Genomic DNA, 14,323 nt, shown 5'->3' on the forward strand with positions numbered 1-14,323 from the left:
TCAGACCAAACTGACACAGTCACACGGGGTCACCGCGAGCGAGAACCGGGTGCACCGACTCTGCCGGATCGCGGGGATCCACGCATCGCACCACCGCAAGCGCAGCAAGCCCGGCAGCACCGGACCCGCGCCGCACGACGACCTGCTCGCCGTGGTCGACGAGCACGGCGTCATCCGGCACGAGTTCGTCGCCGACGGGCCGAACAGGGTCTGGCTGTGGGACATCTCGGAACACCCGACCAGAGAAGGCAAGCTCTACATCTGCGCGATCAAGGACGTCTGGTCGAACAAGATCGTCGGCTACTCCATCGACACCCGCATGAAGTCATCTCTCGCGCGGGCGGCGATGCGCAACGCGATCGCGCTGCGCTCACCCCACGGGACGATCTGCCACTCCGACAGAGGCGGCCAGTTCCGCGCGAAACGCACCCAGAACCTGCTCCGCAACAACGGCCTCGTCGGCTCCATGGGCCGGTCTTACGGGGCCGGTGACAACGCGAGCATGGAGAGCTTTTTCAGCCTCCTCCAAAAGAACGTGCTCGACACGAGGCGCTGGGACACCCGCGCCGATCTTCGCCTCGCGATGGTCACCTGGATCGAGACGAAATACAACCGCAGGCGCCGCCAACGCGGCCTCGGCAAACTCACCCCCGTCGAGTTTGAGATGATCTACAAGGACGCAGAAGCGGCCTGATCACCCCAACCCCCGACTGTCAACAAGACTCGGGGCAGACCCCAGTCGCGCAACCGTGTCAGGCACGTCGTTGTCGAGTACCGCCGCGACACGGGTGAACCCGAGCTCCAATAGGAGCGCAAGGATGCGCCGCACATTCCCTTGGCCGCCCGAGCCCCAGCCGAAGATCGAACCGTTGAACCTCACCTCCGACTCTGCGAATGCTCTCGGTAGCAGCGCCGCGTCCTCCTGTCCCTCGACGACGATGACACCGTCGTCGAGGAACAGCGTCGAGTTAGCATCGGAGCCGAAGACGTGAGGGTTCACCCAACCCCCTCGTGCGCGGCTCACATCATCGACGACAGCCCGACTCGCCTGCGCGATCTTGGACTGGTCCTCGTTCTTGTACACACGCGCGATCTCGGCACCGGACGCGATGTCATCCCATGAAACTAGGGCCGGGGAGTGAGTGAACACAACGATCTGTCGGTCGCGGGCGAACCGTGAGATGAGCCGCCCCAGTCGTCGAACATGCTGGGGATGAAGCGACAGCTCAGGTTCGTCGATCGTGACAAGTGTGCCCGGCTCGGAGTCGTAAAGGGCATTCACAATGAACAGAAGGCTGATGATGCCGTCGCCCAGACCTTCACTCGTGTGGTTCACCCCGGCGCCGGTGGAGATCTTCAGATAGTACGACTGCCCCTGTTGGCCGTCCGCGAGGTCGATCTTCCAGTTCAGGTCGTGGCCCAGCACCTCGGTCATCAAGAGGTCAAACTTGGACTTCTTTGCGTCGTCGTTGTGAAGATCGAAGAGGCGTCCGGTGAACTGGGAGGACTGGTCGAACTGGCGGGAGCGAGAGAAATCCGACCCGCTCGTCATCCAGTCGCGTTGACTGGTGATGTTCTTGCTGAAGCTCGCCTGGAATTGGCGCCTCGAGGGAACGGACACGACCTCAAACGGCTGCGGATCGCCGCCGTCTGGATCCCCCGGGTCCCATGCGCCGGTTGTCTCGCTCGTGTCCGGGTTGCGGCTACGGAGGACGTACGCTGACCCGTCGGCACGCTCGAGACGGATGTAAACCCCGTCCGCGGACAGGCGGTTTCGACTGCCCTCCGAGAAGGAGATGTCGTATTTGGCCTTCCTGGCAAGCGCATCGAATGCCTCCCAGACGGTCGACTTTCCTGCGTTATTGGCGCCGACGACGATGGTCAGACCGCTCCCTGGTGCGCCTGTTGGCTGCGCCAACCTAAGGTGCGCGTCGTCGCGAAAGCCGCGTAAGCCGCGGAGAGTGAGTTCCGATGCTCGTACTGGATCGGTTGTAGCGTCCACGTCTCCGGCGCCACTTCGCATCATCGATCGCCTCCGAATCGTCGCTTGCGCCACTGCGGTTGATCGAACTCGTCTGCCGTGCCCGAGCGCAGCTGGGAAGCGACGATCGAGCTTCGTGGCATACTCTCGGAGTTTCATCGCATCGTTCCCCTGGAACTGCACGGGGTTTCGCCCAGCGCGTCTGTCCGAGGCGCGCCAGAGGATGACCAGGTCGTCACTTCGGCGATTCCCACTCGTGCTGGACCAGGACACGAGAAGCAGGAAATCATCAAGTGTCACGATCGTAGGGATTTCGACGCCCGCGAGTGATACCCGGGGCTCGGTGCTCGATTCGGTAGTGAACACATAGACGTCGAGTGGCCTTGATACGTCCAGCGAACGCGGCCCTCGGGTGACTGGGTCGCCCCAAACTCCGTGCAAGCGCGCGTCGAGGCCCATGATTTCTACATTGAGCTCGGCAACGGCGGCGTCACGTCGGGCGGAAAACGACAGCACACTCACCGGGAAAACGCTGTGGTTGACGCGAAGATCGAATGGCAGACTGTTCACCCCCGGCCTGAGCATTCCGACTCTCCGCATTCGTCCACCGTAGCGGTGAGCTAGGTGCTCCGTTTGCGAGACCCCAACCCGCTCTGGCCACGAACTGCTTCCTCGAAGAGGATCGAGCGGCATGGAGCGTACTCGCCCTCGAAGCCTCGAACCGACCAGCTATGGTCCGCTCGCCGACGCGAACTGCATGCGTGGGTCCACTGACCATTCAATGCCCGCAGAGGGATCCATGCCCGGTGGATCCTGCGCTCGCGAATTGGCGACCGAGGTCACGCTTGCTCCATGCCCCTCATGAGCGAAGGCGCTAGCTGACGATGTGTAACCAGGATCAGGTCCCCACGTCGTCGGGCGCCGCGGAACTCTCTGAGATCGAGCCAGCGGGACCGTCGTCCAGGCCGGTGTTCCGCGCCCGACCCATCTCGAGAAAGCGGTGGAAAAGCGAGCGCATCGCCGGCAACGCGGCACTGAGGGCCGCCTGCTCCTCAGAGCTGAGTGTCGCCAATGCCTCACCGATCACCTCGAGTCGATCTTGGCGGAACTGCTCCAGCATGGCCCTGCCATGGTCGGTCACCGAAAAGTCAACGGAACGCCCGTCGTGTTCAGACGGCGTGCGCTCTACGAGGGACTCCGCGAGCATCTCTCGAAGCAGGTTACTCACCGTCGGCCGAGCAAGCCTTAGCTCTGCGGACAGTCGGGTCGGGGACTGCGGCCCCGTGGCGATCAGGCTCCGGAGGACAGCCATCTGCGAGTCAAGACCTGGGGTATCTTGAGCGACACGGGTCGCGCGCGCCAGCGAACGCCATAGTGCCGGGAGCATGTGCGTGAGTTGCTCCTCGGGCAGGGTTGTATCCGACGGGAGCATGTCGGTCCGGCGTGTCTGAACGATTTCGTTCATGTGCTCAGGATACGCGGCCGGGACACCCCACCCCGTCTCGTGGCGGTCTACGCGAAGAATGACACGCTGACTGGCTTGGGGAAGGGGGCCGGGGCGATGCTATTGTGCTTCAGGGTTCCGCTCCGGTGGTCGACCTCGAGCGTCGAGACGGAGTCGCTCGCCATGTTCGCCACGAGCAGCCAACGGCCGGAGGGATCGACGGCGTACGACCACGGATACTCACCACCGGCCGGGACGCGCTGCACGCACTCGAGGTCACCCGTCGACTGATCCACGGCGAATACCACGATGGTGTGGTCGCCACGATGGGACGCGTAGACGAACCTGCCGTCGCTTGAGACCGTCAGCTCTCCGCCGGCTGCTGCGCCATCCGTATGCACCACCCGGACCTGCGTAAGTTCCGCTTCGTCGGCCGACCATGTGAAGATCCGCACCGCACCGGTGGACTCGTCGATCGAATACAGGATGGACAACGTCGGGTGGAATGCGAGATGACGGGGGCCGCTGCCTGCCTCGAGCCGGTATTGGCGCACGAGCCCGGTGAGCGCCCCGCCCTTCGGGTCGAAGCCGATCAGATCGAGGCTGTCACTCCCGAAGTCGGCTGTGACGACATATCGTCCGGTCGGGTCAACCACGACGCCGTGTGGGTGCGGTCCGTCCTGCCGGGGTCCCGGGCCGCTTCCCTGCCCGACGACCCGGCCGACGCCCCCGGAAAACGTGCCGTCGCCGTCCAGGGGGAACGCCACGGTGCCGCCCCCTTGGTAGTCGGCGCCGATAATCGTCTGACTGCGGGGATCGAGGTGAAGGTGGGCGAGACCACCGCCGGCGCCAACGCGGTCAGCTTCGGAGACCGTGCCGCTTACGCGATCGACCGCCAACGCGACCAGTTCTCCCGTAGCGCCGTCAGTAACGTAGAGCAGGGGCTCCGTCGGATGCTGAACCGACCAGTTCGAACGCCCGATCGCGGCGACCGGCTCACTCGCGCTCAGAGTGCCCGATGTCGGATCGAACCACGCGGCGTGGAGGTGATCACCCCAGTTGCCGACGAACACCAGGCTCTCGCTCTGCCGGCGGCGGTGCGACACCGGCTCACGGGTCACTACTGATTCGCCCCCGGTCATCGTCCATCCCTGCCGTATCTGTTCACGAGTTCGCGCCGGTCATCGAAGTCCTCGGGGTGGTACTTCGCCGTAGAAGGCCGATATTGCAGGATCACGAGCCCCGTATCGAACACCTGGGTGTTTCGCAATATGAGCGGGGTTTGCGGCATGGGACTGAAAATGAGGTCTTCGGGCTGGGACCCGCCGTGCAGGATCGGAAACAACCAAACCTGCAACTCGTCAAGTAGGCCGTGCTCAATGAGCATCCGCGTCAGTCCGTCGTAGCCGCGCTGCACGACATTGCGACCGGGCTCGTGCTTGATCTCGGTGAGTCGGTCGATGCTGCGCGGGACTACCTCGACATTGCGCCAGCCGGGGTCCTCGAGGGTGTCCGACACGACGTACTTCTTCAGGTCGTTGATGGTGTTCGCGTACACTCCCTGCCCGTCGAACCGACTCCACATCCCCTTGAACCGCGGGTAGGCCTCCTCCGAGATGAGCATCGCATCGGCGCCCATTTGATTGTGCAACCCGAGGCGCACGGCCGGCACACCGCCATGGTGCTCCGGGATCCAGGACTGCCAGTTCTCAATATCCCCATCGACGGACAGGTACGTCTGTGTTACGAAGGCGCGCATCCGCACCACTCCATTCCTTCATGGCGGCGCATACTGCGTCGCCGGGCGATGCTCAAACCGACGGCACGTGTTCGGTCGCCGGATCGGGCGATTACTTCTCTGAAACTCGCGAGCCCTCGCGGTGCACGACCTGCCAGATCTGTCGCTCGATAGCGTGAGCCTCAGGGCTCTGCTTGAGCTCGATCGACCGAGGCCGCGCGAAGGGAATGGTCCACTCCTGCACCACCTTCGCTGGTCTGGCCCCGAATGCCACCACGCGATCGGCGAGAAAGACCGCCTCGTCGATTTGATGAGTGACGAAGAGGGCAGTCTTGCGTCGCTCGTCCCAGATCCTTAGCAACTCGCTCTGCATCGACTCCCTGGTTTGAGCGTCGAGCGCCGCGAACGGCTCGTCGAGCAAGAGGAGTTCAGGATCGGCGGCAAGCGCACGGGCGATGTTGACGCGCTGCTTCATCCCGCCGGAGAGTTGACTCGGATAGCTGCTTTCGAACCCCTCCAGCCCGGCAAGCTTGATCAGTTCGCGTGCGGTGTGGTGTCGTTCCGCGGCGGCGACCCCGGCTAGCTCGAGGGCGTACGCGACGTTGTTCAGCACCGTCCGCCACGGAAAGAGGCTGGCCTCTTGGAACACGACCGCGCGATCCCGACCGGGGGTTGTCGTCACGTTGCCGTTGATCTTGATCACTCCGCCCGAGGTCGGTATAAGTCCATCCACCGCCATGAGGAAGGTGCTCTTGCCCGAACCGCTGGGGCCGACGATGCAGACGAACTCACCGCGCCTCATGCGAAGGTCGACACCCTCCAGGGCGACCAGTGACCGGCTGTGGGAGGTGAACGTCACGCTCACATCCCGCGCGTCGAGCGCGTCCGGTTCCGTCTGGGTCGTGGCGACGGCGGGCGACTGGGTCATGCCTTCCATCGTTGAATCCTCCGTTCCAGCAAAGCAGCGAGCTGCGTGAGAGTGATGCCGACGAAGGTGAGGATGAGCACCGTCGCGTAGACAAGAGGCATGTCGAACGAGTTGCTGGCGGTGATCAGCAGGTTGCCGAGGCCGGCTCGCGACGCCAGGAACTCAGCCGTGACGATACCGATGAGGGCCGTGCCGACCGAGATCCGCACTCCAACCATGAAATACGGGATCAGTGAGGGTGTGACCACCGTGCGGATCAGTTGGCCCGTGGTCGCATTCATGCTTCGTGCGACCTGAAGAAGGCTCTGATCGACGTTCACGACACCTGCCGCGGTGTTGAGGATGATCGTGATCGAGCACCCGATGACAACGATGATCACCTTGGGCAGGATGTCAACACCGAAGATCAGGATGATCAGGGGGATTATCGCCACCATAGGAGTCGAGTTGACCGCGACGACGAGTGGTCTCAGCAGCCCGTCGATCGTGAGGAACCAGCCCATCAGGACGCCGAGTACGCCGCCGATCACGATCGCGATGCTCAGCCCGAGCACGAACTCGATGCCGGAGACGGCGAGGTCGTTCCAGATGCGGGAACCTGGCGTGGTGAACAGCTCCCACAGCTCCGCGGCGACCATCGCGGGTGTCGGCAGAAAGAGTGGATTCACCCACGCGAACGTACTTGCCAATTGCCAAAGCGACAGCACGGCGCCGATCGAGATGGCACCGAGCAGGACCGCACGCCCTCGCGTTCGTCTTGCTCGTGAGCCGACCCGTACGGCTGCCGCCTTCTGTTGTCCGGCACTCCGCGGCGCCGATTCGGGCCGCCGCGCTAGCGCGGCGCTCGTTGCACCCGGGGCGCTCACCGGCCCGTCACCTCGTCCGTCGCAATATCTTCAAGGGTGAGATCGCCGACCTCGGGCACTACGGGCGCCTGGATATCGATCGAGACCTGCATTCCCTCCATGTCGATCTCTTGGGTCTGCGACCACGTGTACGGTCCGCCGGTCTCGCCGAGCAGTCCGGCAACATCGTTCTCGCAGCTTTCCTGGTCGAATCCGTTTTCCTCGACGCAGATCCTCACGGCCTCGTCTGGATTCTCGCGTAGCCAGGTCGTCGTCGCGTTCATGGCGTCGATGAACCGCTCGAGAACTTCGACATCGTCGCCTTCGAACCACTCCTGCTCAGCAACGTAGAGCGCCGTAGGCACCCAGGGCTGATTGTCGACTTCGAGGACCTTCAGACCTCCGACCTGCTCGATGGTCGACCGCTGGCCGATCGGCGACGCGATCGCAGAGACCTGACCGGCGGCGATTCCTGCCACGCGGTTCGCCGACCCACCGAGGGAGAGTACCGTGACCTCGCTCTCGTCCACGCCGAAGTCGTCAAGGAACGTCCGCAGCATCAGGTAGTCGATGCCGGGAATCGACGAAACCCCGACCGATCCACCTCGAAGATCGTCCGCGCTGTCGACGTCATCCGTGACAACGAAGTCGTATGTGCCATTGGAGAGCTGCCCGAATGCCCTCGCGTCGATAGCGCCTTGGGCGTTGAACAGAGCGGTGTCCGGCGCCGACAGGATGGCGATGTCGACCGAGTCGTTCGCGAGCGCGGCGGAGAGGGCCGATGTGCCGCCCGAGATGGCAAGAAGTTCTACTTGCAGTCCTTCTTCTGCGAAGTAGCCTTCCGATACCGCGGCGAAGAGCGGGGTGAGTTGCGGCGCGGCGTTCAGAGTGCCGAGCGTCAGCTGCACCGTTTCCTGCGGGCCGTCTCCAGCGGACGTGGTTCCGGGCGCTGTCGCGCCGCAGGCAACGAGCCCGATGGCCGCCCCGAACGCTACCGTCGCACCAAGCACGCGGCGGCGTACCCGTGCGACTTGCCCCGAGTCGCGCCCAGCGCGCTGCGGGATCGACGAAGTGCAATACATCTGTGAACCTCCTCGTTGAGGGATCTTGCGGTGCACCGATGCTCCGACCCGTTGTTCGGCGGTGCCTAATTTAGGTTTGCACCAAACGCTTTTCATTGCAAGAGGCAGGTATCAATCGTTCTTCAACGCATGGAGGGATGGCTGTTCTCGGACGGTCGCTGTCGCACCGGCCCGTGTCGGAGGTCGTCATCCGCCCACAGGATGTATGCATGCGCATCGCAGACTTCCCTGTGCCCGACACCCCTGCTGCCCGGGGTGCCCTCGAGCTCGCCACCCAGTACCAATCCCCCGCGATCACCGCTCACGCGCTGCGCTCGTGGCTCTGGGCCGAAGCTTTCGCGCGGGTCGACGGAATCACCGACATCGATCACGAGCTGCTGTATGTGTCTGCCGTGCTGCACGACATCGGCATCGTGACGGAGTTCGATAACCACACAATCTCCTACGAGCACGCCGGCGGGCACGTCGGTGTCGCGCTCACCGCGGGAGCAGGCTGGCCGGCGCACCGGCGCAATCGGGTGCTCGAGGTGATCGTGCGCCACAACTGGCCGAGGGTCGACCCGGCGTTGGACGCGGAGGGCCACCTGCTCGAGATCGCCACGGGTCTGGACATCTCCGGCGCGAGGCCGGATGCTCTGCCGGAAGACTTCCGGCGCGAAGTGCTCGTTGCCTACCCGCGAGGAACGCTCGCCGCCGAGTTCGGCTCATGCGTGAGCGACCAGGCGTCACGTAAGCCCGATACGGCCGCGAAGCGACTCGTCGATGGCGGCCTCATTGGCAAGCTCGCGGTCAACCCCCTCGAACGTCTGGGCTGACTCGACCAGCGACGGAACGAGACGGTTGATGGCGTCATCGCGGTCGGTGGCGAGCGGGTCGGCCGGATGAGACGACCGACGGTCGGTGGCCTGTCACCTCGGGCACATAGAGTGTCCGAGTGGCGCAAGCGGCGACCGCGCAGGCGCGGACAAGATCGATGACGAGCGTGGCGCTCGCCTCAGCCGCGGTGCTCGCGGCGAGCCTGGTGCTCGGCGGCGCGACGGCATTCGCGCAGGCGTTCCTGCCCGAGTGGTTCGTGTCGTTCGCGAACTCGGCGAGCGGCTGGACCGTCATAACCGCCGCGCTGGTCTACGGGGCTCGAGTGCCCTGGTGGCTGTCCGCCGGGCTCGGGGCGGCGAGCTTCGTGCTGCTCACCGTCGGGTAAGCGATCGTGTCGACGATGCGCGGCTACGCGTATGACCCGCTGATGTTCTCGGTGATCGGCGTCATCGTCGGGCCGTTCGTCGGCGTCGCCGCGTGCTGGCTGCGGGTGCGCGGGGTGCGCGCCGTGCTCGGTACGGCCGCGCTCGCGGGGGTGGGAATCGGCGAGGCCGCCTATGGGCTCACGGTGGTCGGCGAGACGACGAGCCCGGTGTACTGGATCGTCATCGGGATCATCGGAGTGGTGTTGCTCGGGGTGATGCTGTGGGGTCGGATCCGTGGAGCCCTCCCCATCGTGGTCGCCGTCGGCGGCACGGCGGTCGTGGCGGTCGCCTTCGTGGCGGCGTACAGCATGGTGGGGCTGATCTGACAGCGGCGTTCGCTGTTCCAGCGGCGTCCGCCGCTTGGCGGGGCATGCCGCGTCCCCTCGAGGATCACGACGTGCTTCTGCGCTACAGCAGAGCGGCGGCGGTTCGGAGGCTCTCCGCATCGGATGACGCCCATCGCGCCACGATCCGTCTGGCGCGATCGGACTCGGCGCCCCGAAGCCGAGCGAGCAGCGGACGCACCACATCGACCGTGAGCGGCTCGATGAGGTCGGCGACGCGCGCATCCCGAAGGAACCCCTCGATGCGGGTGAGGTCGTTGCCGGTGAGCGACTCGACGTATCGCTGCAGCAGCACGATCGCCGCCAGCCGCCGCTCGAGAACAGGCACCGACCACAGTTCCGACGCGACGGCAGTGACCTCATCATGCTGCAGGTCGCCGTATCGGCGGAGCGCGTCGCGCACGGTGCCGCGCACCGCCCCAACCGACGCGCCGTAGACGCGCAGCCCGCCGACCGACGCGTCACCGTCGGCCCACGTGCGCCATTCCGTGGCCTCGGCCCGCAGTGTGCGGTCGATGAAGGCGGCGGGCGAATCCATCCCTCCATTCTCGCCTTCACCCCGCCGCATCTGTCGAAAGCAAGGGGTTCTGAACGACTGCGACGCGAGGCACCATGACGACATGACCCTCATCACCACTCGCCACGGCGACATCACCGCGCAGCGGGTGGACGCGATCGTGAACGCCGCCAACCGCGCCATGCGCGGAGGCGGCGGCGTCGACGGTGCGATCCACCGCGCCGGCGGTCGGGCGATCCTCGACGACTGCATCGCCCGCTTCCCACACGGGCTCGACACCGGGGATGCGGGATGGACGACCGCCGGGGACCTTCCTGCGCGATGGGTCATCCATACCGTCGGACCAAACCACGCCGCCGGCGAGCGCGACCGGCGCCTTCTGGAGTCCTGCTATCGACGATCCCTCGAGGTCGCCGACGAACTCGGCGCGACGAGCATCGCCTTCCCGCTGATCAGCGCCGGCATCTATGCGTGGCCGCTGGACGACGCCATCGACGCCGCCGTCGAGACCATCTCTCGCGCCGATACCGGCCTGGAGGAGATTCGGCTGGTGTCGTTCACCGCGGCCACGCACGAACGGGTACGGGCACGCGTCGAGCTATAGCCGGTCCGCGTCGACTTCAGCCCGAGCGTTCCGCGAACACCACGCGGTTGTCCTCGTACGACGCTGCGGCCGGATCGAACACTCCCCCGCACGTGATCAGCCGCAGCTCGTCGGTCGCGGTCGCACCGAACACCCGCGCGGTCGGGAAGTCCGCCTTCGGATAGTCGGCCACCTCCGTCACCGTGTACCGATGCGCGACACCCGTCTCGTCCGTCACCTCGACCTCGTCGCCCGGTGCGAGCTCCCGCAGACGGATGAATGCCGCCGGCCCCGTCGGAGAGTCCACGTGGGCGGCGATCACCGTGGGACCGTATCCGCCCGGGCGACCGCCGCCGGTGAACCATCCCACGTCGTCGTAGTCGGCAGGCACCTCCATCACCCCGGCGTCGCCGATGCCCAGGTCGATCAGCGGCGCCTCTATCTCGATGGAGGGAATCGCCACCCGCACCGGCTCCCCACCGCGCGCGAGCGGCGTGACGTCGGGAGACGGCGTCTGCGCGGTCCCCGGAGTGCCGGGCGTGGCCGGCGCCGGCAAGGCGCGGGTCTCGCGCGCGGCCGGCTGCTCCGACGCGGGCTGACCGCATCCGGTGAGCGCCAGCATCCCGATCAGCACGACACCCGCGCACCGCGCCGCCGCTTCCCCAGAGCGGCGGCGCAGCGCGGGGTGCGCTCGATCACCGGCGAGCGGTCGCGCGGTGTCGAGCGTGAACAGCGAACCCGGCGGCAGCCAGCAGGCCCAGTCCGCCTACGGCGGCGATGCCGACCGTCATGCCGTTGTCACTGTTCGCCATTCCGCCGGCGCCGGTGTCCACACCGCCGACGGGAACTTCGGTGAGCTGGCCGCGCACCACACCGGGCACGTAGTCGACCGTGTGCGAGTCACCGGTGAAGCCGGCGGGGTTCGCCTCGATCTCGGCGAGCGAGAAGCCCTCACCCGTATCGACGCCGTCGACCTCGATGCCGGTCGTGAACGGTCCCTGCAGGCATCCGCTGCTCGTGCGGGGGCCGTCGCCGACGGGCTCGGGGTTCGGGAATGCGATGCGGGGCGGACCCGACTCGCCCTCGGCTGCCTCGTGCATGTGCGTCGAGGTCTTCGCCGCACTCTCATAGTCGCCGGTGACACCCGTCAGCTCGATGTCGTAGCAGATGATCTCTTCGTCGGAGTTGATGCGGAACGTGAACGTTCCGGCGGCGCCCGGCTCGCCCGGTGCGGGCTCACCGTCGCTGTCGACGACCTGATCCGGCGTCGCCATCACCGTGAAGGCGCTCGTGAACGACTCCGGTTCCTCGACTTCGGTCTCGGCGTGCGCAGCCGGTGCAACCAGCACCAGGCCGACGGCTGCCGCCATTCCGAGGGTGATCGTGCGGGTGGACGTTCTCTTCATTATGAACTGCACCTTTCGACGGGACGCCGGACGCATCCGTTGCCGGGGTCTACGTCGGCGAGGCCGCGAGCGTTCATCGGGTCAAGAAATCCGGGTGCCGGATGAACGCGCCGACGCGCAGGCGCGTACATCCCTCGACAGACGTGGGAACCGCCTAGCGTGGGAGGAGGTGCGGCGATGCCAGCCGCTCGACGACCGGGGGGACGCCGTATGCCACACGCGGGCGACGGTGAACCGCCGCGCGAGCCGGCCGACACGGGCTTCGATACGACGCGCGCGTTCGACGCGCACGGGTCGGCACTCCTCGGCTTCGCGGTGAACGCCCTGCGCGACCGGCCGCTGGCGGAGGACTGCGTGCAGGAGACCTTCCTGCGGGCGTGGCGATCGCGCGAACGGTTCGACGGCGACCGCGCCTCCGAGCGCACCTGGCTGTTCGCGATCGCCCGCAACGTCATCGCCGATGCCCTGCGCGCGCGCTCACGCCTGCCGCGCATCGGCGGCGACGACGAACTCGAAGCTCGCTCGGCGACCACGACCGATCCCCTCGAACGGCTGCGGATCGCCGAGGGCCTGGCACGGCTCAGCGACGCACACCGCGAGGTCATCCTCGCCGTACACGTGCAGGGACGCACGTATCAGGAGCTCTCGGATGCGACGGGCGTTCCCGTCGCCACCTGGCGCGCCCGCGCCTATCACGCGCTGCGGTCGATGCGCGGATACCTCGAAGGATCGGAGGACCCCGATGCCCACTCCCGATGAACGTCTCGAACAGCTCATCGCCGCCGCCGCCACCGGCGACCTCACCCCGGTCGAACGCGACGAGCTCGACCGGCTGCGTCAGCGGCATCCGTGGATCGATGCCGAGATCGACGACCTGCGCGCGGTGACGGATCGCTTGCGCGCGGCCGAGACGACGTGGGACGACCCGGGCGCCACCGGCGCGCTGCGTGACCGCGTGCTCGGGCAGATCCCGACGGCGCGAGACGGGGTCGACGAACCGGACGGAACGCCCGCAATCGGTCCTGTCGTCGCACCGGCGCGGGCGACACCGGCGGCGACGGCGCGCCGTCGCCGGTGGGTCACACCGCTCGTGGCCGCAGCCTGCCTGGTGGTCGGCATCGCACTCGGCGTGGGAACCCCGGCGCTGCTGTCGGTTTCTCCGTCGGGCCCGCCCGGAACCCTCGGAGCCCTCGAACAGATCGACGTGCGCGACGAGATCGCGGGAATCGACGTCGACGCCGACCTCGTCGCCCACACGTGGGGCACCGAGGCGGTGCTCGACGCGACCGGACTCGCCGTCGGCGAGACTTACTCGGTCGTGTTCGTCGGTGCCGATGGCGCCGAGTTCTCCGCGGGCCAGATGCTGGGATCGGAGGTGGCGATCCACTGCCGCCTGAACGCCGCGGTGCTGCGTGACGACGCGGTGCGGATGGAGATCCGCGATGCCGACGCGACCGTCGTGGCCCTCGCGGAGCTGCCGGAGGTGTGAGGCGGAGCGGCAGACAGCCGCGCGACCGCGCTACCGGAACTTTCGAAGCAATGTCCGAGGTCGGTGGGACGATGTCGTCATGACCGGAACAGCCACCGCACCCGACCAGATCGCCGCCGCGCGACTGGCGCCGGTGGTCACCGAGGTCGTCGAGATCCGGCGTCAGATCGCCCAGCTCCAGGCGCGCGAGGCCCGTGCTCTCGCACACGCGGGCGAGATCGCAGACGCGTGGGCGGCCGCAGAAGAGAACATGTCCACCGCCGACCTCCCTCGGCGCTCCGTCGCCGCTGAATTCGCGACCGCCCTCCGGGTTTCCGACCGCACCGTGCAACGTCAGATCGGCGAGGCAGAACGGATGGTCGAGATGTTCCCCGAGACGGTGCGCTCACTCGGAGCCGGCCGCATCTCGCTCGCACACGCGCGCGTCATCGTCGACGCGGGCGACCGCATCGAGCAGCCCGAACTCGTATCCGAGTACGAGAACAGCGTGCTCGGATACGCCGAAGCCGAATCCGCGTCACGCCTTCGGCCGATCGCGAAGCGACGAGCGCAGTGGTTCCTCAACGAGACGATCCGCGAGCGCCACGCGGCAGCGGCCGCAACTCGCTCGGTGCGGGTACACGACCTCGACGACGGCATGGCCGAACTGCAGGTGACAGGGCCGGCCGTGATCATCCACGGTGTCCACGAACGCCTCACCTGCATGGCTCGCGATGTCGCCGAGG

16 protein-coding genes and 1 pseudogene are annotated in these 14,323 nt (G+C 66.5%); 7 read left to right on the forward strand and 10 right to left on the reverse strand.

Annotated features, from left to right (window positions below; all coding sequences use genetic code 11):
- Positions 1–694, forward strand: a 694-nt coding sequence (locus B4E30_RS15055) for an IS3 family transposase (RefSeq protein ID WP_286795968.1), incomplete at its 5' end; no start/stop codon positions are given.
- Here the strand turns inward: B4E30_RS15055 and B4E30_RS15060 are convergent.
- The 7 genes from B4E30_RS15060 to B4E30_RS15090 form a co-directional block, all read right to left on the reverse strand.
- On the reverse strand, positions 695–2,551 hold the full coding sequence (locus B4E30_RS15060) for an ATP-dependent nuclease (RefSeq protein WP_286795970.1): 1,857 nt from the start codon (positions 2,549–2,551) through the stop codon (positions 695–697). It abuts the gene before it with no gap.
- 328 nt (positions 2,552–2,879) lie between these two features.
- Positions 2,880–3,446: a MarR family winged helix-turn-helix transcriptional regulator gene (locus B4E30_RS15065; RefSeq protein WP_286795972.1), complete on the reverse strand. Its 567-nt coding sequence runs from the start codon at positions 3,444–3,446 to the stop codon at positions 2,880–2,882.
- Positions 3,447–3,493: 47 nt separating this feature from the next.
- Positions 3,494–4,567: a lactonase family protein gene (locus B4E30_RS15070; RefSeq protein ID WP_286795974.1), complete on the reverse strand. Its 1,074-nt coding sequence runs from the start codon at positions 4,565–4,567 to the stop codon at positions 3,494–3,496.
- Positions 4,564–5,184, reverse strand: coding sequence for a dihydrofolate reductase family protein (locus B4E30_RS15075; RefSeq protein WP_286795976.1), 621 nt, complete (start codon positions 5,182–5,184; stop codon positions 4,564–4,566). The genes B4E30_RS15070 and B4E30_RS15075 overlap by 4 nt, the downstream gene beginning before the upstream one ends.
- Positions 5,185–5,275: 91 nt before the next feature.
- Positions 5,276–6,091 carry an ABC transporter ATP-binding protein gene (locus B4E30_RS15080; protein ID WP_286795978.1) on the reverse strand — a complete coding sequence of 272 codons (816 nt, stop codon included), beginning with the start codon at positions 6,089–6,091 and terminating at the stop codon, positions 5,276–5,278.
- Positions 6,088–6,759, reverse strand: coding sequence for an ABC transporter permease (locus B4E30_RS15085; RefSeq protein WP_286795979.1), 672 nt, complete (start codon positions 6,757–6,759; stop codon positions 6,088–6,090). Before B4E30_RS15085 ends, B4E30_RS15080 begins: the two co-directional genes overlap by 4 nt.
- 194 nt (positions 6,760–6,953) lie before the next feature.
- Positions 6,954–8,054, reverse strand: coding sequence for an ABC transporter substrate-binding protein (locus B4E30_RS15090; RefSeq protein WP_286795981.1), 1,101 nt, complete (start codon positions 8,052–8,054; stop codon positions 6,954–6,956).
- A 173-nt stretch (positions 8,055–8,227) separates the two neighbouring features.
- On the opposite strand from B4E30_RS15090, the gene B4E30_RS15095 reads away from it, so the two are divergent.
- Together B4E30_RS15095 and B4E30_RS15100 are read left to right on the forward strand one after the other, a co-directional pair.
- Positions 8,228–8,833, forward strand: coding sequence for a cyanamide hydratase (locus tag B4E30_RS15095; RefSeq protein WP_286795983.1), 606 nt, complete (start codon positions 8,228–8,230; stop codon positions 8,831–8,833).
- 158 nt (positions 8,834–8,991) lie between these two features.
- Positions 8,992–9,585 (forward strand): annotated as a pseudogene (locus B4E30_RS15100) (DUF6518 family protein).
- Positions 9,586–9,667: 82 nt separating this feature from the next.
- Here B4E30_RS15100 and B4E30_RS15105 read toward each other — a convergent pair.
- Positions 9,668–10,141, reverse strand: a complete 474-nt coding sequence (locus B4E30_RS15105; RefSeq protein WP_286795985.1) for a DNA alkylation repair protein — start codon at positions 10,139–10,141, stop codon at positions 9,668–9,670.
- A gap of 82 nt (positions 10,142–10,223) precedes the next feature.
- On the opposite strand from B4E30_RS15105, the gene B4E30_RS15110 reads away from it, so the two are divergent.
- Complete coding sequence (locus B4E30_RS15110; RefSeq protein ID WP_286795986.1) at positions 10,224–10,724, forward strand: O-acetyl-ADP-ribose deacetylase; 501 nt, start codon at positions 10,224–10,226, stop codon at positions 10,722–10,724.
- A 16-nt stretch (positions 10,725–10,740) separates the two neighbouring features.
- Here the strand turns inward: B4E30_RS15110 and B4E30_RS15115 are convergent, their stop codons facing one another.
- Positions 10,741–11,325 (reverse strand): class F sortase, encoded by a 585-nt coding sequence (locus B4E30_RS15115; RefSeq protein ID WP_286795988.1) that lies wholly within the window; start codon positions 11,323–11,325, stop codon positions 10,741–10,743.
- Between the two features lie 73 nt (positions 11,326–11,398).
- On the reverse strand, positions 11,399–12,109 hold the full coding sequence (locus B4E30_RS15120; RefSeq protein WP_286795990.1) for a CHRD domain-containing protein: 711 nt from the start codon (positions 12,107–12,109) through the stop codon (positions 11,399–11,401).
- Between the two features lie 210 nt (positions 12,110–12,319).
- Between B4E30_RS15120 and B4E30_RS15125 the strand changes: the two genes are divergently transcribed.
- From B4E30_RS15125 to B4E30_RS15135, 3 genes are all read left to right on the forward strand, one after another.
- Positions 12,320–12,868: a sigma-70 family RNA polymerase sigma factor gene (locus B4E30_RS15125; RefSeq protein ID WP_286795991.1), complete on the forward strand. Its 549-nt coding sequence runs from the start codon at positions 12,320–12,322 to the stop codon at positions 12,866–12,868.
- Positions 12,852–13,598: a hypothetical protein gene (locus tag B4E30_RS15130; RefSeq protein ID WP_286795992.1), complete on the forward strand. Its 747-nt coding sequence runs from the start codon at positions 12,852–12,854 to the stop codon at positions 13,596–13,598. Before B4E30_RS15125 ends, B4E30_RS15130 begins: the two co-directional genes overlap by 17 nt.
- A 79-nt stretch (positions 13,599–13,677) precedes the next feature.
- Positions 13,678–14,323: DUF222 domain-containing protein (locus tag B4E30_RS15135; protein WP_286795994.1), on the forward strand; the 646-nt coding region annotated here is incomplete at its 3' end.

Source organism: Microbacterium sp. UBA3394 (assembly GCF_002358725.1).
In the GTDB taxonomy this organism is placed as follows: Bacteria; Actinomycetota; Actinomycetes; order Actinomycetales; family Microbacteriaceae; genus Microbacterium; species Microbacterium luteum.